We start from the raw sequence: 23,019 nt of genomic DNA, 5'->3' as shown, positions 1-23,019 counted from the left end.
CGCCGGGGGGGGGGGGGGGCGGGGCCCGGCCCCCCCCCCGGCCGGGGGGGGGGGGCCCCCCCCCGCCCCCCCCCCCGCCACGTGTCTGTCAGAACCTGTTGACCGTCATGCCGGGGCGTCGGCGGTGACGGGCCGTGTCGCGGGCCGGCGGAGGAACAGCGCGGCGACCACCGCGCCGGCCAGCGTGACGATGGCGCCCACCAGGAACCCCGCGTGCAGGGCGGTGAGGGCGGGCTGCTGGCCCGCGGCGGTGAGATCCTCGGTGCGGGCGGTGACCACCGCCGCGAGGATGGCGACGCCGACGGCGCTGCCCACGTGCTGGGCGGTCTGGGCGAGGCCCCCGCCCAGGCCCTGCTCGTGCTCGCCCATTCCGGAGGTCATGGTGCCGATGAAGGCCACCACGGCCAGGACGTGGCCGAAGCCCAACCCGGCGGTCGACGCGATGAACAGGAACAGGTTGCCCTCGACGGGCAGCGCGAGCATCGCGGCGGTGCTCAGGCCCTGCACGAGCAGCCCGGTGATGAGCGTGCTGGTGGTGCCCAGTCGCCCGATGACCCGGGATGCCAGGCTTCCGGCGACCATCGCGGCGATGCCTTCGGGGAGGAAGCCGACGCCGGTCGTCGTGGGCGTCCACCGCAGCACGTCCTGCATGTAGAGACTCAGCAGGACGGTGGTCCCACCGCACATGCCGAAGGTGATGAACCCGGTCAGGCCGCCCCACTTCACCGTCCGCCGGTTCAGGACCGGCAGCGGTGCCAGGGGTGCGGGTTGCCGCTTCTCCACCAGCAGGAAACTGACAAGCAGAACGATGGCGGCGGCGACGGTCAGCACGGTCGGCGTGCTCGTCCAGCCGTTCTCACCGCCGACCGAGATGGCGAACACGAGGGCGAGCAGGCCGAGGGTGGCCAGCAGGGCACCGGGAATGTCCAGGGTGGTGGCGCTGCGGTTCTCCGAGCGTGGCAGCAGCGCCAGCGCGCCGACGAGGACCGCGGCGCCCATGACGACCAGCAGCAGCATGGTCCACCGCCAGCTGATGCCCCCGGTGATGACGCCGCCGCCGATGGTGCCCAGCACGAAACCCAGGGACAGCAGGGCCCCGCTGAGCCCCAGTGCCTTGTTCCGCCGGGGCCCTTCAGGGAACGAGCTGGTGAGCAGGGCCAGGGCCGTGGGCCCGACCATCGCCGATCCGATGCCCTGACCGGCTCTCGCCACGATGAGCATCCACGGCGCGGTGGCGAGGCCGGCTACGAGGGAGAACCCGGTGATGATGACGAGGCCGGTGAGAAAGAGCCGACGGCGGCCGAAAAGGTCGGACGCCCGACCCGCCAGTAGCAGGAAACCCGCGGTGGGCAGAATGAAGGCGGTCATCACCCATTGCAGGTCGCCGGCGCTGACGAAGTTTAGGTCCTGGCCGATCACCGGCAGGGCCACGGTGACGATGGAGAAGTCCAGTGCGACCATGAACTGGGCGGCGCATAGGGTGATCAGTGTCAACCAGCCGCGGGTGCCGAGCTTCGCCGATTCTGCGGATTGTTCAGAAGTCATATCGACGGTCTTGCCAACCATGATCGCCTCTCATTGTGCACGACGGAGGTGTATTCAATCAGGGTGCAACGACTCATCGGGCTTATCCAGCCCTGTGGCTGAGCTAGAACCAGGTTGCCTGGCATTCGGAATACCAGGCTATGCGGCGGAGGAGACTGGATAATGGGGGTTATGGAGCCAAGGACGGAGTTGGGTGAGTTCCTGCGTTCCCGACGGGCCCGCCTGAGGCCCGAGGACGTGGGGCTGGTCAGTCACGGCGGCCGACGGCGGGTGCCGGGGCTGCGCCGGGAGGAGTTGTCCATGCTGGCGGGGGTCAGCGTCGCCTACTACACCCGGCTTGAGCAGGGGCAGACCAGGGGCGCCTCGGACGCCGTGCTCGACGCGATAGCGCGGGTGCTGCAGTTGACCGACGACGAGCGCACCTACCTCTACAACCAGGCGCGTCAACGGCCCAGGGTGCTCCGTCGGCCCCGGCCCGAGCAGCTCCGACCCGCGGTCAGGGCGATGATCGACGCGTTCGGCCGGGTCCCCGCGCTGGTGATCGACCGCCGGGCCGACGTGCTGGCGTGGAACCGACTGGGCCACGCCCTGCTCGCCGGCCACCTGCCCTTCCTGGCACCGCGCAGCGAGCGCGAGCGGCCCAACCTCGGCAGGTTGGTCTTTCTCGACCCGCACATGCGCGACCTCTACGTCGACTGGCGGGGCAAGGCCCGTGACGCGGTGGCGTACCTGCGGATGTCGGCGGCCCGCTATCCGCACGACCCGCGACTGACCGAGCTGATCGGTGCCCTGACGGTGCTCAGCCCGGAATTCGGTGGCCTGTGGGCGGCCCATCCCGTCCGGGAGTGCGCCCATTCGGTACGCGAGTACCGGCACCCTCTGGTGGGGTCACTGCACCTTCGGGACGAGTTGTTGTGGCTGCCCGACGACGAAGGCCAGCGAATGGTGATCTACGGGCCCGACGCCGACGACACGCCGACCGCCGCGGCGTTGGCCCTGCTCGCCGACATGACCACCGAGCAGGCGCAGGCGGGTGGACCGGCCGCGGGCGCCGCAGCCGGGACCGCCGGTCGTCGCCTGCTGGCCACGTGAGCCGTCTCCGCGCGATTCGCCGGACCGCCCGGGTCCTGGGCGACGTTGTCCGATCAGACCGATGGAAAGGATGAGACGTGGGTGTTCTACCGACCCGACGGCTCGGAAAGTTGACCGTCAGTGCCCAGGGCCTGGGCTGCATGGGGATGAGCGAGTTCTACGGCGCGGGTGATGACGACGAGTCCGTCGCCACCATCCACCGGGCGATCGATCTCGGTGTGACGTTCTTCGACACCGCCGACATGTACGGGCCGTATACCAACGAGCAGTTGCTCGGTAGAGCCCTGCACGGTCATCGGGACGACGTCGTGCTCTCGACCAAGTTCGGGGTGGTGCGCGAGGAGAACCGCATCCGCGGCGACGCACCGTACGTCCGCCAGGCCTGCGACGCCTCGCTGCGTCGCTTGGGGGTGGACCACATCGATCTGTATTTCCTGCACCGGATCGACCTGTCGACGCCCATCGAGGAGACCGTGGGGGCAATGGCCGAGCTCGTGGCGCAGGGGAAGGTGCGCCACCTCGGCCTGTCCGAGGTGGGTGCCGCCACACTGCGCCGGGCCTGTGCGGTGCACCCGATCGCGGCCCTGCAGACCGAGTGGTCGCTGTGGTCCCGTGACATCGAGGACGAGGTGCTGCCCGCCTGCCGGGAGCTGGGCGTGGGAGTGGTGCCGTATTCTCCGCTGGGCCGTGGCTTCCTCACCGGCCGTTACCGGTCGAGCCAGGACTACGAGCAGGGTGACTTCCGGCAGGAGGGTCAGCCCCGGATGATGGGCGACAACCTCGCACGCAACCTCGCCGTGGTCGACCAGCTTGGCCCGTTGGCCGAGCGCCACGGGTTGACCGTCGGCCAGTTGGCGCTCGCCTGGGTGCACAACAGGGGTGAGGACGTCGTCCCGATCCCCGGCACCCGGCGCCGGACCCATCTCGAGGAGAACGTGGCCGCGGCCACGGTCGAACTCGACGAGGCCACCGTGGCGGCCCTGGAGGCGGCCGTTTCCCCCGACACCGTAGCCGGGGGTCGTTACCCCGCCGACGCGATGGGCTTGATTGGCGCCTGAGCGGCGGAGATCACGTCCTGGGCGTGATCTCCGCCAGCACCGTTCGCATCGGGTGACGTGCGGCCGGTCAGGGGCGATCCGCGGGGGCCCGACGCCCGTCGAGGTCGCTGGCCAGCTCCTCGATCGTCCGGCCGTCGAGCAGGTGACGGATCGGTAGCTGCACACCGAGTTCACGGGTCAGCCTGCCGCGCAGCCGTGCCGCCAGCACCGAGTCGACGCCGAGGTCGGGTAGCGGCAGGGCGTGGTCGATTTCGTCCGGGGACAGGTGCAACAGGTGCGCGAGAATGTCGACGATCCTGCCGCTGCTGTCGGGGTGCCCCGCTGCCGGAGGTGACGCGGTCACCGGCGCGGTGGCGACGGGGCTCGCCGCGACCCCGCCGGACACCCCGGCCGGGACGAGCCGTGCCGGGCCGGTGCGGACCGGGGGCACCGACCGGAACAGTGTGGTGTCGGTGGCGGCCGAGACGGCGAGCCCGTGCAACTCGCCGACCGGTCGGCACTCCTCGTCGAGGACGCGTACGTCACCGACGGTGACCCTTCCGGTCGGGTCGGCGTGCCGCACGCGGGCGTGTACCCACAGTTTCCCGGCGACGGAGTCGGGCACCGTCACCTCCGCCACCTCGACGGCCCTCCCACCGGCCCCGACGACCGAGACGCCACCGGGAACGGCGCTGTCCAGCACCCGGACAGCCAGGTCGAGCAGTTCGGCCCTGCTGCGGGGCGTCCCCCCGTCCGCCACCATCCCGAGGGACTCGCCCGACCGCCGGGTCAGGGACACGAACCCGCCGTCCGCCGGGTACGGGACCGGTTCGGCGCACCAGTCGCGGACCTGATCCAGCGGCTCGACGTGGCGTGGCCGTGGCGTGGCCGGACGCGCTCTGCCCGAGGCGTAGGTGGTCCAGCCCTCGAGTGCGCCCGCGCCACCGCTGGCCACGCTGACCTCGAACCGCCAGCCGTCGGGCTGGCGGGACAGTACGGTCCGGGCCTGTAGCGCGCCGGAGCCGTACCGGCCGAGGGAGGGGACACGGAGGTTCTCCAGCACGCTGGGGGCGCCGTCGGTGAGTTCGTGAAGTGCCGAATGGGCGAGTGACAACCCCACGGCGAGTGGTGTGGCCGGCCCGGTCCACGTCTGGTCCACAGTGAACGTGTCCGGGAGCGGCTGCGTCCGCGCGGGCGGTGCCGCCGCCGGCCGTCCGTCCACCCAGTGGCGCCGGCCCTGCCAGGGATAGTGGGGAAGATCGAGGTGCCCGTGGGGCCCGACGACCGACGACCAGTCCACCTCGCACCCGTGGAGGTGGGCGCCGGCCAGGCCCGTCAGCATGGTTTCCCGCTCGTCCTCCTCCTTGACCAGCGACGTGACCACGACGGCGGGTGCCCCCACGGCCTCGATGGTGTCCTCCATCGCCCCGGTCAACAGGGGGTGGGCGCTGATCTCGACGAACACCACAGGTCGTCCGTCCGCGAGGGCGTGGCGCATTGCGGAGGCGAAGCGTACCGGCTCCCGCAGGTTGGCCATCCAGTAGTCGGCGTCGAGTTCCGCGCCGGTGACCTCGCGATCGTGCACGGTGGAGTACATGGGAACCGTGCCGGCCCGTGGCCGTAGGTCGGCCAGAGCGGTCAGCAGATCCGAACGCAACGGCTCCACCTGGGGGGAGTGCGAGGCGTAGCGGACCCGCACCTGTCGGCAGTACACGCCCCGCGCCGTCAGCCGCTCCACCACCGCACGCACCGCGTCCGCCCCGCCGGCGAGAACGGTGGCGTGGTCACTGTTGACCACCCCCACGCTCACCAGGTCGGCGACGTCCCGGCAGGCATCCCGGGCGAGGTCCTCGCCCAGCTGCACGGCCCACATCTCGCCCGGCCCCTCCAGGGTCCGGATCAGGGCGCTGCGCCGACACACCACCGCGGCGCCGTCCCGGACCGTCAACGCACCGGTGACACACGCGGCGGCGACCTCACCCAGGCTGTGGCCGAGGACGAGATCAGGCCGCAAGCCCCAACTGCGCCACACCGCGGACAACCCGAGCTGGACGGCCCACAGCGCCGGTTGCACGACGTCCTCGGTCAGCAGTGGTCGGGCGTCGGAGAGCAGGTCGATGAGCGACCAGCCGACTTCCGCCCGGATCGCCTCGTCGCATTCGACCAGCTGGCGGTGGAAGACCGGATCGGCCAGCAGCCGGCGACCCATGCCGGGCCACTGCGCACCCTGGCCCGGGTATACGAACACCACTCGGGGCACGCCTGGCCCCGCGGTGCCGAGCCGGACGCTGTCCGGTAGCTGACCGGCCGCGAAGGCGCGCAGGTCCCGGGCGAGCCGATCGCGGTCCCCGCCGACCACGGCCAGGCGGAGGTCGTGGTGGGTCCGTCGGGTGGCGGCCTGGTACGCGACCTGGGCAGGCTCCACCTGCTCCGGCCCGTCCAGCAGGTCCGCGTACCGTCCGGCCAGGGTGCGCAGCGCACCGGGGTCGCGGGCGGAGAGGGGCAGCAGGACCGTGGACGGCGCCGCCGCAGGCGTCACGTCCGCGGTCGTCACGTCCGCGGTCGTCACCTCGGACAGGACGACGTGGACGTTCGTGGCGGACAGACCGAACGAGCTCACTCCCGCGATGGCCGGACGTCCCGTCTCCGGCCAGGGGCGGGTCGCCGAGGTCAGGGCCAGTGGTGTTCCGGTGGCCAACAGCGGGTGCGGCCGTTCCACGCCCAGGGAGGCCGGGATGGTCCGGTGACGGATCGCCAGAGCGGCCTTGACCAGGCCGGCCAGACCGGCCGCGGCCTCGGTGTGACCGATGTTCGACTTGATCGACCCGGTCAGGCAGGGGCGCTCGGCGGGCCGGCCCTCACCGAGGACGCTGTGCAGCGCGGTCAGTTCCACGTCGTCGCCGCGCGGGGTCCCGGCACCGTGGGCTTCGACGTAGTCGACGTCGGCCGGACGCACCCCGGCGTCCCGCAGCGCCGCGCGCAGCATGTCCCGCTGCCCGTCCACCCCCGGTGCCAGCATTGTCGTGTTGGTACGCCCGTTGTTGTTCACCCCGGTGCCGATGATCGCCGCGTACACCCGGTCGCCGTCGCGCAGGGCGTGGCTCAACGGTTTGAGGACCACGGTCACGGCCCCCTCGCTGCGGACGTAGCCGTCGGCGGTGCTCTCGCCGAAACAGCTGCGACCGGTGGGGGACAGGATCTCGGATTCGGACAGGCTGAAGTAGAGGTCAGGACCCAGCAGCAGGTTCGCCGAGCTGACGATCGCCTGGACGGTGCGCCCGGACCAGATGTCCTGACAGCCGAGGTGCACGGCGAGCAGGGCGGTGGCGCAGGTCGCCTCGACGCCCATGCTGGGCCCGCGCAGGTCGAGCAGGCGGGATATCCGTCCCGAGGGCAGGCCCCACCCGCCGGTGCCCGTCGCCGCGTCCATGTCGAACATGTCCGCGCCGCGGACGTTGTCCCAGTAGTCGGCGGCCAGGCAACTGGTGTAGACGCCCGTGGCGGTGCCGGCCAGCCGCTCGGCGGACAGCCCGGCGTCCTCGATCGCCTCCCAGGTGGTGCGGAGCATGAGCCGGTGCTGGGGGTCGAGCCGGTCGGCTTCGTGGGGCGACATGCCGAAGAACGGCGCGTCGAACTGGTCGACGTCGGGTAGGAAACCGCCCCAGCGGGTGGAGATGCGCCCTGGTATACCGGGGGTGGGGTCGTACCATGCGTCGATGTTGAACCGTTCTGCCGGGATTTCTCCGATAGTGCTTCGACGGGCGACCAGCATTTCCCACAGCTCGGTCACATCGGCTGCGCCGGGCAGGGCGCAGCCGATTCCGACAATGGCGACAGGATCGCGGCCATGCGTGGGTGCTTCGTCAGTCATGGTCGTTACCTCCAAATGCTGCGCCGCGGGCGGGCAGGTGAAGCCGGACATTGCGACTGCTGGGGTGCACCGCGTGCCGGATACCGACCGCCGGGATGCCGGAAGGGGGCGGCTGAGTTCTCCGACCGACGAAACACCTGGTTTACGTGCTGGTTCTGTCGCGTTGACACGGAAAGATTTGCCGGAATTGCCCCCGAGTCGATCCTACTGATCGATGCACGTCAGAAGATAGCATCTGAAAACCCTTGATCGCGGCGGCCACCGGAAGAGTGGTTGTCGCATGAAGAAAGTCACTGTTCATTGAACTGCAACAATGTGATGATAATTGTCTCGAACGTCGCCGTGCCGCCGGGGGTGCACCCGCTGTCAGCTGGGCATCCGACCGTCGGGACTGAAGCGAGCGCGTCTGGCCCCGGCCCTGGTGCGGCCCGACCGGACGGCATCATGATGCGCTCTCGTGGGGCCGTGGTGGCTCAGCCCGAGGCTGACTCGTACTGCCAGGTGGGCAGAGGGTGGGCCCAGAGGGCGCCGGACCCACCCTCTGCGCGTTCAGCCGACGCGGTTGGCGGTCCAGCGGTGGCTGGGTTGCGTGGTCGAGCAGGTTGCCAGGACCAGCACAGTGTCGTACGTGGTGCCGTTGTTCTGTGAGCCGACACAGGTGCCGGCGGCCGTGCGGATCTGGTACGTCAGGCCGGTGAGCACGGTGAAGGTCCACCGTTGGGCCGCCGTGCCGTTGCAGGTGACCTGTACGACCGGCGTGCCGGCCGTGGTCGCGCCGCCGAGAGGGCTGAGGCACTTGTCGGTGACCGCACTGGTCACCGTGTAGGTGCCGCCCGTCGCCGTGGTGAGCTTCCAATGCTGGTTCAGCGAGGAGTTGTAGAACCACTGCTTGATCGGGGCGTTGTCGTTGGGGTCGAAGGCGTAGAGGTCCATCGCCAGGTTGCGGCCGTCCGAGTGCAACAGGTCATTGTTGAACACCATGGTGGCGCCCGTCTCGACCGCGCCGGCCGCCGCCGAGCTGCTGCTGGTGGTCACCGACACGGCGACCGAGTTCGCCGAGGTGCGGGTCACTCCGTTGTAGGTGAGGCGGCTGCGGACCGCGTAGGACGCGGTGCTGTTCGTTGCCAGGCCGGTGACCCGGGCGCTGGTCTTCCAGCCGGGCACGGTGCTCACCACGGTGCCGTTGCGCAGGATCTGGTACTCCAACGACCAGTTGCTGCCGATCGGGTTGACCGTGGGGGTCCAGGAGAAGACGATCGACGTGCCCTCGACGTCGACGGCGCGCAGCAGTTGGGGTTGCAGCGCGGGGATCGTGGTCTGTGTCGTGGTCGCGGAGCCGGCGGCCAGGTAGAGGCTGTCGTAGGCCACGTTCCAGTGGCTCGGCAGCCAGCTGCCCTGCGGGTTGATGCCGAAGTAGTCGTCCCGGTTGCAGTCGAGCAGGCGCTCGGCCATCGGATCGGGGCATGCCCAGCTGGTTCCGTTCTCGCCGCAGAGGGTCTCGAACCCGTCGGTGCAGTGCCAGTCGCCGTCCCAGTTCGGCATTCCCTGCCGCATGCCGCGGACCGAGTGGGCGAACTCGTGCGTGACGGTGTGTCCGCCGTAGCAACCGGGCGAGATGGAGGTCCACATCGCGTAGTTGTTGTTGAGGTTGGACGTTCCGGGGCTCATGTCGTGCGGCACGTCGACGACGTCGGTGTACGCGCAGCTGGTCAAACTTTCCGCGAAGACGACGTAGTTGCGGTTGTTCGCGGTCAGCCCGAAGCTCTGGAGCGTGGCGCGCCAGTCCCGGAAGTCCGCGTTGGTGCTGCCGGCGGGCACCTGGATGGTGATGATGTTGACCTGGCAGCCGGTGGCGCCGGTGACGAACTTCAGCCACCGTTGCGCGCCTTCGCGCCGGGCGCTGTCGTTGACGTTCTGCTGGGCGACCCAGGCGGCGAGCCGAATGTGCGGCTCGCGCTCGGCGAACCTGTTGGGAGTGCCCGCCTCGTAGGCGTAGACCATCTGCAGCCGGTTGCCGTCGGTACCCGTACCGACGCACTGCACCGGCGGCGCGGCGGTGACCGGGCCCGGGTCGGCGGCGGACGGAGTCGCAGGAACCACTGCGATCGCGCCGGCCGCCAGTGATGCGACCGCGAGGCCGCGCAGCCATCTTTTCATGGTCGTGTCTAGCGATGTCATCCTTGCGATCCCTCCCCGCGACTCACCCGGGCGCACGCGCACACCACGTCGCCGGTACGACGACGGCGTCCGCTGATGACGTTAGATAGTTGCGCCCGCGCGGTAGTCGCCTGTGGACTACCAACGGCGAGAAATCCCCCGTTGGATCGATGGGCGTAACTGGATCCTACGATCCGACGCCTCGGAACTCTCATTGTCCTGAGCGGATTGGGTGGATGGTGGTCGTCAACCAGAGGCCGCGGGTTCAAATCCTGTCGCGCTACGGGCAAACACCGCAGAGCCTGGCTCTCGCACGGAGAGAATCGACCCTGGTCATGTTTGTCCATGTGCCCGCGGGACGAGCCGCACTGCGGCCAACTCTCCTTGTCGGCTTTGCGCCGCGACGATTCCTCGGACGAGGTGGGGGCGGTCGACGTTGGCGGATCACCGAAGCGGCGCGGGCACGGGAGTGATCCTGGTGGCACGCCTGATCTCGTGCGGCGGGTGCGCCAGCGGGTCGAGCGCGTCGCTCTCACCATGGTGGTCTGCGGGGTTTCGTCATCGCCGAGCTGCCACGTATTCCCGAACTCGCCAAGGCGCATTTCGCACAGGGCAAACTGTCGTACTTCGAGTTCGTCCGGATCTGCCTCCTGGCCGAGCGCGACGCGGGAGCCGCAAACATCGTCGACCCGGAGATGGCCGCTACGCAGTTCCTCGGTGTCCGTCGCGGACCACCGCTAACCCGCCGACCCGGGTCGTGATGCCCGCCGGCCCGCGTCGGGCCGAAGCGAGCACGCTCGCCGGCCGACCGAGGGTGTCACCCTGCTCCACCTCGATCGCGATCGTCTGTGCCCCTGTCGTGTCGAGCAGGTGGGCGGCCAGGCAGCCGGTGCTGTTGGCGTTGGCGACGTCCTCGTCGACACCGATCGCCGGCGCGAACATCCGCGCCGCGCCCGGTCGGTCGCCCGCGGGCGGTACGTACACGAAACAGCCGAGGAGCCCGTACCGCCGACAGGCCGCTGTCAGCCTGCCGGGGTGCGGGCAGACTCGGCTCAGCGCCGAACGGTCGCGGACCGGTACCAGCATGCGTGGTGCGCCGGGCGCGGCGATGCGTGGCGCGTCGGTCGGATGCGGGTCGTCCGCGCCGAGCCCGATCGCGGCGACGATCGCGGCGCGCTCGTCCGGTGCCGGGTGACGCAGCGCGACGAGGCCCTGGTCGAACCACACCTCGATGCCGACGGGGCGGCGGATCGCGACGGTGTCGAACGTGCGCCCGCCAGTGTGTTGGCGGTCGTTCAGCTCGCTCAGCGCGGTGCGGGTCAACCGGACGGCCTGCGCGGCAACCGTGCCGTGGCCGCAGCCGGACAGTTCGGCGGTGGCGGTGAAGAACCGGACCGGCCAGCCACCGTCCGACATCCGCCCCGGGCCCAGGAACGCCGCGTGCGAGGTGCCGGCCGCGGCAGCGACCGCACGCCGGTCCGCGTCCGTCGCCGCCGGGCCGTCGTCGGTGACCGCCGTCGGGCTGCCGCCCCGACCGTCGCGCCGCACGCACGCATCAACCACCGTGACATCCGGCCAGAACATGGGCCCACCTCTGACGTTCAACGAACCGGCAAACGCATAGGCTCAGAGTCTGGCGTCAGCGGAGGCGGAGGAGCCACCGGCAGCCCGTAGGGCTGATCAGCGTTCATTCGCCGCTGGCCGGTGCGATCTGGTCGAGGTGTGCGCCGACGGTGGCCCTGGCGGTTGCGTTCGAGGTGCGGCCGGGGCGCAGGAGGGCGTGCAGGATCACACCGTCGACGAGGGCGTAGAGACGCTCTGCCTCGACCTTCTGATCGAGCCCGGGCCGGAGCGCACCGGCGTCGGCCAGTCGCCGGATCATGGTGGTGAAGGCGTCGGTGAGGCGTTTGTCGATCTCCTTGCGCAGGTCGGCCATGGAAACATTGGCCGCCATCGCTTCCGGTATCGGCCACCTCCAAACCATCGCCCTGCCCGGGTGACACCGATACCGTTGACCGGCGACTTTTCACCGAGTTGCGAGACATCCTTTAGGCTGCGGCTCACCGACGACTGCATCGGAGACAGCGGCGATGACAGACCAGCAGACGAGCGTGCAGAGGTTCGAGGACGGTCGGGCCACCTTCAGCCGCATGTACGACTACCTCCTTGGCGGCGTGCACAATTTCGAGGCCGACCGCGAGGCCGCTCGACAGCTTCTACAGGCATTTCCGGATGCGGCGGCCACTGCCCGGTCGAACCGCCTGTTTCTGGCACGTGCGGTGCGCACACTGGCCGAGGCTGGCATTCGACAATTCCTCGATCTGGGCTCCGGCATCCCCACCCAGGGCAACGTGCACGAGATCGCTCAGGCGATCGACCCGGCGATCCGGGTTCTCTACGTCGACATCGACCCGGTGGCGGTTGTCGCCTCCAACCACATCCTCACGGGCAACCCCACGTGCCGCGCAGTCGAGGCGGACTTCACTCGGCCCCAACCGCTCCTCGACGCACTGGCCAGCGGCGACCTCGCCACCGTGATCGATCTGGACCGGCCCACGGCGCTGCTGTACTGCTCCGTCCTGCAACTGGTCCCACACAACCTGATCGACAGTGTCGTCGCGCCGATTCGCGACCGACTCGTGCCCGGCAGCGCCCTCACCATCTCCCACCCCGGCACGGCGGTGACCGACGGGTACGACGAATCGCGCGTCTCCTCCGTCGCGGAGGTCTATCGCACCAAGGCCGCCGCCGACATCGTCCTGCGCTCGGACGCTCAACTCGCCGCACTCTTTGGCGATTTCGAACTTGTCGAACCGGGGCTGGTGTCACTCAATCAATGGCGACCGGAGCTCGGCGAGCCCGACCCCTACGCGGCCAAATCCATGCCGTCTCCGATGCGTGGGGGAGTAGCGGTCCTGCACGCCTGAACGTGGTTGTCCTGGCCCAGGGCGAGGGTGGCGGCACCGCCAGTGCCGAGGACGCCAGCCTGTGCCTGGTCGTTGACGATTCGACTGGGTCCGGAGACACCAGACAGAGCGGCACCGCTCACCGAGAGGGTGACCGCGGTGGTGCTGGTGGCCACCGGGGCGGCGCTGCTTCCCACCGTCACGGCCCTGGTGGTGGACTCACTGGTGCGCGCCCGGCTGGCGGTCGCCGCCGGCGGCATGATCGAGCCGATCGACAACACGTCGTCTTGGTGGGGACTCGGCAACATCGGCACGATGCGTCCCGAGACACCGCGAGCCGTCACGATCGGCACGGGCGGGGACGGATTTCACGCGCCGGCCCGAGCCCGGTACGACACACGTGGTCGCACGCCGCTGCCGGTCACCGTCAACCACCGGGAACTCCGATCTGATCCGGGGCGGGGTGCAATGACCTGCCCCGCCCCGGATCACACCAGCTCAATCAGTCGTGCCAGCCGTTCGTTGACACCAACACCGCCGCCGGCAAGCCGGGCAGGGCTGGACCACCCTCGTCGTCACCGCTCCCGCATTCCGCCCCGCCAGAGCGAGAACCACCGACAACCATCCACAGTGGGCTCCGACGCAGGTCGGCGTCCAGCGACCGGGTCACGCGGAGTTGCGCCACTTGCGGCCGTTGCGGCCGATGAGCCGGTCGGCGTCGGTCGGGCCCCAGGAGGCGGCTTCGTAGGTGGGAATCGGCGAGTTGTCCTTCTCCCAGTTGTCGATGATCGGGTCGACGATCCGCCAGCACTGCTGCACCTCGTCACTGCGGATGAACAGCGACGCGTCACCGATCAGCGCGTCCAGGAGCAGACGCTCGTACGCCTCCGGGGACTCCTCGACGAACGTCTGGTCGTAGGAGAACTCCATCGTGGCGGTGCGGACCCGGAAGGAATGGCCCGGCACCTTGGCACCGAAGCGCAGCGAGATGCCCTCGTTCGGCTGGATCCGAAGGATCAGCGCGTCGGCATCGAGGCCGGTGAGCTGGTCGGTCGGGATCGGCAGGTGCGGCGGCCGCTGGAACTGCAGTGCCACCTCGGTGAGCCGGGCCGGCAGGCGCTTGCCGGTGCGTACGTAGAACGGCACCCCGGCCCAGCGCCAGTTGTCCACGTTGAGCCGCATGGCGGCGTAGGTCTCGGTCCGGGACAGGGGATCGACTCCGGTCTCCTCGCGGTAGCCGGCCATCAGCTCCTCGCGGGTGCCGCCCCGGGTGTACTGTCCCCGGACCGCGGCCTCGGCGATGTCCCGGTCGGTGGGGAGCCGGATCGCCTGCAGCAGCTTCACCTTCTCGTTGCGCAGGCCCTCCGCCTCGAATGAGGCCGGCGGCTCCATCAGTGCCAGCGCGAGGACCTGGAGCACGTGGTTCTGCACGATGTCCCGCATCGCGCCGGCCTCCTCGTAGAAGCCGCCGCGGCTGCCGACGCCGAGGGTCTCGGCGACGGTGATCTGCACGTGGTCGACCCAGGAGCGATCCCAGATGGGCTGGAAGATCGAGTTCGCGAAGCGCAGCGCCAACACGTTCTGGACGGTGTCCTTGCCCAGGTAGTGATCGATGCGGAAGACCTGGTGTTCGTCGAACGCGCTGTGCACCACGCCGTCGAGCTCGCGGGCCGTGACCAGGTCACGCCCGTACGGCTTCTCGATGACCAGGCGGGAGAAGGAGCCCTCGCGTGGCTGGTTGAGCCCGACGCCGGCCAGCCCCTTGATCACCGGCTCGAAGGCCCCGGCGGGGGTGGACAGGTAGAAGAGCCGGTTGCCGGACGTGCCCCGCTGTGCGTCCAACTCGTCGAGGGTCTCCACGAGCCGCTCGTAGGTCTTCGGGTCGTCGTAACCGCCGGCGACGTAGCGCACGCCGCCCCGGACCTGGCGCTTCGTGGCGAGGGTGCGTTCGCCGAGGGCGCTCTCGGCGAACTGCTCGTCGGTCATCGACGTGCGCGCGACGCCGACAAGCGCGAACTGGTCCGGAAGCCGCTCGTGCCGAGCCAGGCTCTCGACCGCGGGCAGCAGCTTACGCCGGGTCAGGTCGCCGGAGGCACCGAAGATCACCAGCGTGGCCGGCGGGGCGCTCCGCTCCTGGATGAGCTGGGATGCGTGGTCCATGGTCTGCGTTCCTCCGGGCACAAGGGGTGTGAGGTTGGGGGATGCCGCTCTGTCCTGCCGGGAATCGTGCGGCTATCACGGTAGTAGCCGGGGCCACGCGGCGTGGCCCGTTGGTCGCGGACCTTGAGCGTCGCACGCCGGGCGGACGGGTGGGCGATTCGGAGGTGGGTTCCGTGCGGTCTGTCGGCGTACGAGATGCTGGCACGAATGATCGTGACCGCCGGCCCGCGGAGAGGGCATCACCTGTCGAGCGCTTCGGCCAGGCGCCGCGCCTCGGTGACGAGCCGGCTCGACCCTCCGCGCGCGGCGACGTCCGCCAGGCCGGGCACGTCGGTCCCGGCGCCGGTCGCGCCCGCTGTCTCCGCCGCAAGGGTCAACAGGTCCGGGGTGCCGCGCGGGGCCTTCGGCGCCGCGAGCAGCGCGGGTAACGCGGCGGCGAGCAGACGCCAGGTGCTGAGCGGGGCACCGGCGGCGGCCGCGTCGCGCAGCGGCTGCAGGGTACGGGTCAGCGTGAGGTCACCGACGGCGGCGAGGGTGCCGAGGTGGGCCCCGACCTGGGAAGCGTCCAGGTCACCGGCGGCGGCCAGCATCAGCAGGGCGTCCACGGCGGCGACCCGGTCCGACTCGTGCCGGGCACCCAGGCCGTATGCGAGCGCGAGGTCGACGGCGGGACCGCCGTCGCCACCGCACTCGGCGAGCAGCGGCAGGATCGCGGCACCCCCGGACACGTCCTGGTCGGCGCCACTGGCGATGTCCGGCAGCGCGTACGCCGCGACCAGTCCCCGGTAGCCGGGCAGCACGGCAGGCCAGAGCAGGGTCGCGTCGCCGACATGGCTGTCCACGGATCGGGCCGGCACGGTGAGCAGACCGAACGGGTCGTCCACGCCCTCCGGCGGGCTGATCCGCACGTGCGTCCGCTGCTGAGGCAGCTCGTCGTACCCCCAGTCGTGGCCCTGTCGGCGCTCCCGGCGGCGCAGCGTGACCACCTGCTGGCCCGGGGTCGGCAGGCCGCCGGCACGCAGCCAGCCGGCCAGCCGGTCACCGGCAGGCGTGCCGAGCGCCGCCGCCCTGGCCGCGAGGGGTTCGTCGACCCGGGCGGGCAGCCGAAGCAGGGCCTGCGTCAGGTCCATCTCCCACGTGTCGTGCTCGCCGAGCCGGGTCAGGCGGTCGTACAGCGTCTCCGGGTCGACAGCACCGTTTGCCAGGGTCGGAGCCGCGAGCAGACCGGGGTGCTGGGGCGGGCCGACGCGGTCACCGATCTCGGCCAGCCGCGCCCGCAGCAGCCGGTGCGGCGGGGGCACCCGTGGATCGTGGGTCGGGCCGCCCGGCGTACGGCGTCGCAGCGCCGCCCGCATCGCGGCCCACCGTCCCCGCCGGACGTTCCCCTCCGCCGGGTCGGCCGCCGCGTGCAGCACCCCGCCGAGGAGACCGCACAGGCAGCACGGATCCCACGGATGTTCCTCCGCGCTGGCGCGGTGCCGCCGCAGCACCGGAACCAGGGCGTCCCTCAGTCGGGCGCGGTCGCCGCCGGCGAGCCGGACCACCGCGTCGAGCACCCGTTCCAGACCGGACGCCCTCGTGGGGCCGCCGAGCAGGGAAGCGACCTCCTCGGCCAACTCGTCCGGGTCGGTGATGGCCGGGGGCGCGGGCAGGGGGCCGGCCGGTGGCGGCAGGTCGTCGCCCACCGTGACGACGACGACCCGTGGGGAGGCCACGTACCCGTGCCGGGCGGCCAGCGTGCCGGCCCGGTCGCGGACGTCCGCCGCCGGGTGGTCGACCGCTGTCGCGATCACCTCGGCGATCTCCGCCGCCCGGTCGGTGTGCCGGCGGGCGAGCTGGTCCAGCCAGCCGAGCTGCGCGCGGACCAGCGCCTTGTCGGGCCGGACGAGCACGGCCCGGGAAGCGTCGAGCAGCCCCTCGACCTCCACGCCGTCGAGAGCCCGCAGCGTCCTCTGCGCCATCGACGCCACGAACCCGGGGGCGTCGGCGAGTAGGCGCAGGTAGTCTCCGCGACGCCCGTCGACCTCGCTGGCGGTGGGCGCCAGCAGGGCGTGCAGGGTGACGAACGCCCGCAACGCCGCCGGCCGGTCGCCGCGCAACAGCCGGCTCACGCAACCGTCGAGCAGCGTCGTCCGGTCCAGGCGGCCCTCGCCGGCCAGCCGCGCCAGCGCACGCGGCAGCGCGAACGTCTCGTCGGTCATGAACTCGTCGAAGGACATCCGCGTCCCGACGCCGTCCACCTCGAACAGGCGCGGCACCAGGGCGTCGAGGAACACGTCCGCCCGGAGCCGGTCCACCAGCGGGATCGGTCGCTGCGACTCCGGCGGCCACGCCAGCTGGACGAGCCACCCCTGCACGAACTGGTCACCGGTGGGTGTCGCCGCCTTCTCGGCGGTGAGCAGCTCGGCGACGAATTCCCAGCCGTCCATCGGGTCGTCCCGGCGGAGCCGACCCGCCAGCCGGTGTGCCAGCTCGCCCAGCCACGGCACCGGGCGCGTCCGCGCGACCTGGACCACCAGCTCGGCGTCGGCGCGCCGCAGCGACACGTTGCGCCGGCCGAGCAGCTCGGCCGCCGCGGCGGCGGTGGGCAGGCACCCGACCGCGACCACCGCCAGGGCCGTCGCCTCCCTGTTCCACCACAGGTTGTCGCGCCGCCGGCGCACGTGGGCCACCAGCCCGTCGGCGAACGACCGCCGCCCCTGCTCGTCGAGGCCGGTAACCGTGTCGACGGCCGCGCCGACGTCACCCTGGACCAGGAAATCGAACTGCTCGCTCACGCGCCGACCTCCACCGCGGCGCCCACCATCGCTGCGGCGAGCGCGTGCTTGCAGGGCCCGCGCTGACCGCGGTGCCGCGCCCACCAGGGGCAGGAGCAGGTGTACGACCCGTCCGCCCGGCGGCGGCGGACCCGGTAGACCTCGTCGCCGTGGCGTACGGTCGCCGCCTCGCCGTCGAGCGTGACCGCGCCCGCCTCGACCAGCGCCCGCGCCCCGACCAGCCGGGGATTGTCCCGTTCAGCCCGGCCGGCATCATACGGCAGCACCCGGTGGAAGTAGCCCGCCTCGGCCACGTCGAAGCCGACCCGGCCGGCGGTGCCCAGCTGGGCCAGCGCGGCCCGGACCCGGTCCGCCGAGATCCCCGCCGAGGCCGCCAACGCGGGGACGTCGATCGTCGGGTCCCAGGACAGCAGCGTGGCGACCAACGCGGCGTCGTCGGCGACGTCATCCGTGGCGAGCGCGCTCAGCGCGCCGCCCTCACCGGAGAAACCCCGGTAGGGCTCCGGCGACAGGGTCAGCGACAACCGCAGCGCGCCGGAGTCGAGCTCCCACACGCTCGGCAGCGGCGGCGACCCGGCCGCCGCCGGTGGCCCGTACACCCGCAGGGTCTTCGCATACCGCAGCAGCCCACGAAGCGTGGCGAGCCGTCCTGCCCCGGCCAGGCACACCGCGCCGGGCACCGGGCGTGAGGTCAGCCGCAGCGAGCGCCCGGCCGGCACCACCCAGAGCACCGACCGGTCGTTGCCCGCCGGCAGCCGGCGCAGGAAGGCGACCGCCTCCGCCGCCGGGATCTCCGCCCGCGGCTGCATGGCCGCGGCGATCAGATGGACCTCGGCGAAACCCCGTAGCCAACGACCGGGCAACGGCACCTTCTTTTCCACCACCGGGCCGTCGAGGGTGGACACCGTCAGGTCGTCCGGACCCACCGACAGGTGCAGCGGGTCGATGCCGCCGACGCGGGCCAGCGCTTCCCGCAGCGGGGCGTTCACGTCGACGTTCGTGGTGCCGTGCTCGACGATGTCGCCGTCGAACCCGGCCGGCACGACGTCCAGCCGGGCGTACACGCCACAGCAGCCGGAGAACGACTCGAAGCGCAGCCGGTCCCGGCTGCCGGTGACCACGGGATCGAGGCTCGTCGGGCTGACCGGTTGGTGATAGCGGGTCCGGGCGACTTCGGCGACCGCCAGCAACCCGGCGGCCGCCGCCTGCGGAGTCGTCAGGAAGCCGAAGAAGAACCGCGGGTTGGTCGCAGGGCCGCCACTGGTCTGCAACGCCAGGTCACCGTGGTGCAGAGCGGACGGTCGAAGGTAGCGGTACGTCTGAAGGGCGCTCACGGCTCAGGAACCTACGACCAACCTCCGACAGCGGGCCGCGACGAAGCGCGGGTGTCCCGGAGTTTGTCGGAGCGTCGCCGGGGCGAGGGCCGGCACGGCACGGGAGGCCCGGCTGTGCCTGCCGAGGGCCTCCATGACATCTTGCTCGCAGCAGCCCCGCAGGCAGAGGGTGAGATGAGCGAACTCTACATTCGGGTGATCCCGACGGACCCGGAGTGGCAGCCGAGCGCCGGGTCGGCCGCCCGCGCGGCGGAACACGTCGCCGGCCTGTTCGCCGGGCCGGGCGATCATGTCGAGGTGGTCGAGCCGGTGTTCTACGACCGCATCACGCTGATCGACGGCGGCGAGTACATGGAGAACGTCTTCTGCCCCCGGTGCGGTGCCGCGATCGGGCTGGACTGGTTTTGGGATCTGCTGGCCGCGAGGAACGGCGGGCGGCGGGTCGGCGAACCGAGCATCGACGACCTTAGTGTGACTGTTCCCTGCTGCCGAGCCGCGCTCACGATGCCCGAACTGCGCTTCGAGGCGCCGGTGGGGTTCGCACGGTTCGAGGTGAGCGCCAGGAACTGGACCCGCCATGCCTGGCATCTCAGCGACGAGGAACTCGCCGATACCGCTGACATTCTTGGCCATCCGGTGACGCAGGTACACGCGCACTACTGAGCCGACATCGCACGGACCGGTGCGGCACGAACGTCGGATCCCGGCCGGCCCCGTCTCGCGGGAATCGGGGTCGCCGGACCGGGGTCGACCGGGCATGATCCTCCAGGCACCGCACCCGACGGGCCCCTCATCCCTACGGGACGATGTGCGTTACCCCGCTCACCCGGCCCGGCAAGGCGTGGCCGCGCCGCTGAAGGAGAACACTGTGCACTGCACGACATGCGGGACCGACCTCGGAAGCCCCGGTCAAGGCCACACGTGTCGGTCCTCGGCACCTCCGCCCGCGCTCCGGACCGCGGGTTGGGACGTCGCGACCTGGTTCGTAGCCGGGTTCGCCACCCTCTTCGCTCTGGCCGCGATCGCCGCAGCCGTCCTCGGCAGCGCCCCGAGCGACAGTGCCCGGCCGCTGCCCCCGTCCGGCACCGGCGCGGTCGTCGGTTTTGGCCTGGCCAACCTGATCCTGTTCGTCGCCATCATCGGCCTGGGTGTCAGCGGGCTGATCTGGGGCCGCGGCACCCGTCAGATCGCCGAGGCGCACGGATCCCCGGGCCGCTCCTACAGCCGCCACTGGGGCATCCGCGTCTTCTCCTCCTGCATCGTCCTCAGCGCCGCCATCGCCTGGTTCGCCGCCGACCGAACCGCGCCGTCCGTGCTGTTCGGCCAGGCGGCCCTGCGTACCCTCGGAGCCGCCGCCCTGATCGGCGGCGTGCTGCACGCCCGGGCGCGGGTTCGGCGGCTGATCGCCGACGTCGACCGAGTCGTCGCCGGGCAGGCCCCGGCGTGGCCGCTGTCGCCCACTCCGACAAGCGCCGACTGGAACGCCAGCCAATGGGACCCGGACGTGTTGCGCGACATCGAAGCCCGCCGGCACCGCGACAGAACCTGATCTCAAGGTGCGGAGCAGGATGGGCACCACCGGTACGGCGGCGCCCATCCGAGCCAACTGAAGCCAGCACGAAGGGTGATCCTGTGGGCGTTACTGTCCCCGTGACGTTTGGAGAGCGGCTTTCTGGCAAGAGGGCCACCAGTGGTTACGAATAACCTAACGGGCCAACGGGAAAGGTTGTTTACTCCATGGGCCAGGTTCTCGCCACCCTGTTCAGGGCGGCTGTCAGGCAGTAGCCCCTCGTTACTGCCCGATGGGTAATCAGTAGCGCGCTGTAGTTTCTTTGGTGGGCCGAGGGGGTGGACCGTAGCCGTCCATGCGATTACCAGGCTGATGGTCCGGGCTGGCTACGACGATGTCTGTGCCGCACTGGTCCGAGGCTGCGCGCGGTGCTGAGGAATGGGGCGATCGGGGCCGGGAATCGCCGTGGTCGGGCTGCTGCGGAGTGCTACAGCACCGACCATGAGCGCGAGTGCGGACCTTCGGCGGCGGGCACGGTCCGGCGATGGCGGAGCCCAGTGCCTCCTCGGCCGCGTGGTTGGAAACCGGGCGTTCCCGGCTGCTGTGGTCGCGGTCCCGACCTGGAGGGTCCGGGGAGCATTCCCCCGGCGGGCTCGCCCGTGCGAGGGTTGCCGGCTGTCATTGTCGTGTCAACAATTGCTGCCGACGCCGAACCGCCGGGTGCGCGAGTGCGAGCTATCCGTATTTCATGGAGATTCCTGATTCGAGAGCTGGTGACTGTGTGCGCCCGGGTTGTCCGCCGCAGTGGCGAGTACCATAAAAAGTCCGCGGCCGGAAAGTCGGCGAAATGTCGCGATAGAGCGGCTTGAGATTGGCCGATTACCCGGTAGAGGTCATGCAATTACCGGGCTATTACTCGTGCTCTGCGGTGAAGTGAGCGCGTCGCTAAAGTTGAGTTGCCGTCGATCTCCGGTGGGGGCAAACTTCTCGGCCGGGGGCAGGGACTTGTAGCGACTGGGGGCCAGATAATGAACTCGGATGTCGAGAAATTCGAGCTGGCGGAGCCGTACCTCGCCGCATGGCTGGCTTCGCTCGGGCTCGATGTCGAGTACGTGCGCTCCGCTGGCAATACCCTCTATTACCACGACGACCAGGGCCGGGAAATCCCCGTTCTCGACCTCGTCGGTGGATATGGTTCCACAATTCTCGGTCACAACAATCCGGACATTGTGGCCTATGCCAAGCAACTGCTCGATGAAGGCACCCCGATCCACGCACAGTTCTCCCGGCACCCGTACGCCAACGATCTCGCTCGGAAGATCAACACCATCCTCTGGCGGGAGTTCGCCACGTCGGAGCCGTACTCGGCGGTGTTCTCCAACAGCGGCGCGGAGTCGATCGAGATCGCCATCAAGCACGCCGAGATGGACCGGGGGATGAAGATCGCCGCCCTCGCCGAACAGATCGAGGCAGGCATCGACCAGGCCCGCGCTGCCGTGCTGGCCGGCGCCCGTGTCGAGCCCGCGGGCCTGCCGGTCAACGATGGCTTCGATGCTCTGGTCGCCCACGTCCGGCAGGTCAACGGCGAGCAGTTGGCCGCTCCACCGGTCTTCCTGGCACCGGAGGGCTCGTTCCACGGCAAGCTCATCGGCAGCGTCCAGTTCACGCACAACCCCGGCTACCGCACCCCCTTCAAGTCACTCGCCGCGCAGTGCCGGTTCGTGCCGGTGACAGATCTTGAGGCGCTGACCAAGGTCATCGACAACGAGCGGCGCGTGCTGTTGGGCTTCGAGGTCGGGGACGGGGTCGTGCGGCCCGTCGAGCACCCGATGCCGTCGGTCGCGGCTTTCGTCCTTGAGGCCGTGCAGGGCGAGGCCGGCATTCGGCTCTTCGATCGGGAGACCGCACGCCGGATCCAGGCGGCCTGCGCCGCGATCGACTGTCCGATCGTCATCGATGAGGTGCAGAGCGGGATGGGCCGGACCGGCACGTTCTTCGCCAGCGCCCAGATCGGGCTTCAGGGCGACTACTACGCCCTGGCCAAGAGCCTCGGCGGCGGCGTCGCGAAGGCCGGACTCACGCTGATCCGCTCGTCGCGGTACCGCCGGGACTTCGAGCTGGTGCACAGCTCCACCTTCGCCAAGGACAGCTTCTCCACGCTGATCGCCGGGCGGACCGTGGACCTGTTGGAGGCCGACGGTGGTGCCGCGTACCGGCAGGCGACGGATCGCGGCAACCAACTGCTGAAGATGCTCGGCCGGTTGCGGGACGAGTTCCCCACCGTGATCAAGGACGCCCGGGGCAGGGGGCTGATGGTCGGCCTGGAGTTCCACGATCAGTCCGAGTCGTCGTCGGAGGTCATCCGTGAGCAGGCCCGCGCCGGACTGCTCGGGTATCTCCTCGCCAGCTATCTGCTGCGCGAGCACGCGATTCGAATGTTCCCGACGGCCAGCAACACCAACACCATGCGGATCGAGCCGTCCATCCACCTCACTGACGCCGAGATCGGGCGGGTGGATGTCGCGCTGCGGCAGCTGATCGCCGTACTGAAGGACCAGGACGGAAAAGCACTGTCGGGCGCGTGAGCGTACGCGGCAGGGGGGACCTCCGTCCTTGTACAACCATCTGAA

15 protein-coding genes are annotated in these 23,019 nt (G+C 70.5%); 7 read left to right on the top strand and 8 right to left on the bottom strand.

Translation table 11 applies throughout. From position 1 onward, the window contains the following. Window positions 1-105 precede the first annotated feature (105 nt). Entirely contained in the window at window positions 106-1,494 is a 1,389-nt protein-coding gene (locus ACGFIW_RS24885) for an MFS transporter (protein WP_393320110.1), read from the bottom strand. Window positions 1,495-1,716: 222 nt separating this feature from the next. Here ACGFIW_RS24885 and ACGFIW_RS24880 point away from each other — a divergent pair, with 222 nt between their 5' ends. After that, window positions 1,717-2,637: a helix-turn-helix domain-containing protein gene (locus ACGFIW_RS24880; RefSeq protein ID WP_393320107.1), complete on the top strand. Its 921-nt coding sequence runs from the start codon at window positions 1,717-1,719 to the stop codon at window positions 2,635-2,637. Between the two features lie 140 nt (window positions 2,638-2,777). After that, complete coding sequence (locus tag ACGFIW_RS24875) at window positions 2,778-3,695, top strand: aldo/keto reductase (protein ID WP_393320130.1); 918 nt, start codon at window positions 2,778-2,780, stop codon at window positions 3,693-3,695. A 67-nt stretch (window positions 3,696-3,762) separates the two neighbouring features. Here the strand turns inward: ACGFIW_RS24875 and ACGFIW_RS24870 are convergent, their stop codons facing one another. Both ACGFIW_RS24870 and ACGFIW_RS24865 read right to left on the bottom strand, forming a co-directional pair. Continuing rightward, window positions 3,763-7,545 (bottom strand): type I polyketide synthase, encoded by a 3,783-nt coding sequence (locus ACGFIW_RS24870; protein WP_393320104.1) that lies wholly within the window; start codon window positions 7,543-7,545, stop codon window positions 3,763-3,765. 549 nt (window positions 7,546-8,094) lie between these two features. Continuing rightward, on the bottom strand, window positions 8,095-9,723 hold the full coding sequence (locus ACGFIW_RS24865) for an RICIN domain-containing protein (RefSeq protein WP_393320101.1): 1,629 nt from the start codon (window positions 9,721-9,723) through the stop codon (window positions 8,095-8,097). A gap of 524 nt (window positions 9,724-10,247) precedes the next feature. On the opposite strand from ACGFIW_RS24865, the gene ACGFIW_RS24860 reads away from it, so the two are divergent. After that, complete coding sequence (locus ACGFIW_RS24860; RefSeq protein WP_393320128.1) at window positions 10,248-10,463, top strand: TetR/AcrR family transcriptional regulator C-terminal domain-containing protein; 216 nt, start codon at window positions 10,248-10,250, stop codon at window positions 10,461-10,463. On the opposite strand, the gene ACGFIW_RS24855 is transcribed toward ACGFIW_RS24860, so the two are convergent. Continuing rightward, window positions 10,405-11,286 carry a PhzF family phenazine biosynthesis protein gene (locus ACGFIW_RS24855; RefSeq protein ID WP_393320098.1) on the bottom strand — a complete coding sequence of 294 codons (882 nt, stop codon included), beginning with the start codon at window positions 11,284-11,286 and terminating at the stop codon, window positions 10,405-10,407. The two genes, ACGFIW_RS24860 and ACGFIW_RS24855, sit on opposite strands and share 59 nt — an antisense overlap. 103 nt (window positions 11,287-11,389) lie before the next feature. Beyond that, entirely contained in the window at window positions 11,390-11,656 is a 267-nt protein-coding gene (locus ACGFIW_RS24850; protein ID WP_393320095.1) for a TetR family transcriptional regulator C-terminal domain-containing protein, read from the bottom strand. A 136-nt stretch (window positions 11,657-11,792) separates the two neighbouring features. Here ACGFIW_RS24850 and ACGFIW_RS24845 point away from each other — a divergent pair, with 136 nt between their 5' ends. Then, window positions 11,793-12,629, top strand: coding sequence for an SAM-dependent methyltransferase (locus tag ACGFIW_RS24845; RefSeq protein WP_393320092.1), 837 nt, complete (start codon window positions 11,793-11,795; stop codon window positions 12,627-12,629). Window positions 12,630-13,274: 645 nt separating this feature from the next. Here the strand turns inward: ACGFIW_RS24845 and zwf are convergent. The 3 genes from zwf to ACGFIW_RS24830 form a co-directional block, all read right to left on the bottom strand. Further along, window positions 13,275-14,768: a glucose-6-phosphate dehydrogenase gene (zwf, locus tag ACGFIW_RS24840; protein WP_393320089.1), complete on the bottom strand. Its 1,494-nt coding sequence runs from the start codon at window positions 14,766-14,768 to the stop codon at window positions 13,275-13,277. A gap of 239 nt (window positions 14,769-15,007) precedes the next feature. Further along, window positions 15,008-17,545 carry a hypothetical protein gene (locus ACGFIW_RS24835; protein WP_393320085.1) on the bottom strand — a complete coding sequence of 846 codons (2,538 nt, stop codon included), beginning with the start codon at window positions 17,543-17,545 and terminating at the stop codon, window positions 15,008-15,010. Next, window positions 17,542-18,879, bottom strand: a complete 1,338-nt coding sequence (locus tag ACGFIW_RS24830) for an SWIM zinc finger family protein (RefSeq protein ID WP_393320082.1) — start codon at window positions 18,877-18,879, stop codon at window positions 17,542-17,544. Before ACGFIW_RS24830 ends, ACGFIW_RS24835 begins: the two co-directional genes overlap by 4 nt. A 174-nt stretch (window positions 18,880-19,053) precedes the next feature. On the opposite strand from ACGFIW_RS24830, the gene ACGFIW_RS24825 reads away from it, so the two are divergent. From ACGFIW_RS24825 to ACGFIW_RS24815, 3 genes are all read left to right on the top strand, one after another. Continuing rightward, window positions 19,054-19,542: a hypothetical protein gene (locus tag ACGFIW_RS24825; RefSeq protein ID WP_393320079.1), complete on the top strand. Its 489-nt coding sequence runs from the start codon at window positions 19,054-19,056 to the stop codon at window positions 19,540-19,542. Between the two features lie 205 nt (window positions 19,543-19,747). Beyond that, window positions 19,748-20,428 (top strand): hypothetical protein, encoded by a 681-nt coding sequence (locus ACGFIW_RS24820; RefSeq protein WP_393320077.1) that lies wholly within the window; start codon window positions 19,748-19,750, stop codon window positions 20,426-20,428. Window positions 20,429-21,417: 989 nt separating this feature from the next. Continuing rightward, the gene (locus ACGFIW_RS24815; RefSeq protein ID WP_393320074.1) at window positions 21,418-22,974 is read left to right on the top strand and encodes an aspartate aminotransferase family protein; all 1,557 of its coding nucleotides are present in this window, start codon (window positions 21,418-21,420) and stop codon (window positions 22,972-22,974) included. The last annotated feature ends 45 nt before the right edge of the window (window positions 22,975-23,019 follow it).

It is taken from the genome of Micromonospora sp. NPDC048935 (assembly GCF_043197875.1).
Classification (GTDB): domain Bacteria; phylum Actinomycetota; class Actinomycetes; order Mycobacteriales; family Micromonosporaceae; genus Micromonospora.
Note: the sequence above shows the minus strand (reverse complement) of the source record. Positions and strands in the feature narration are given on the sequence as shown.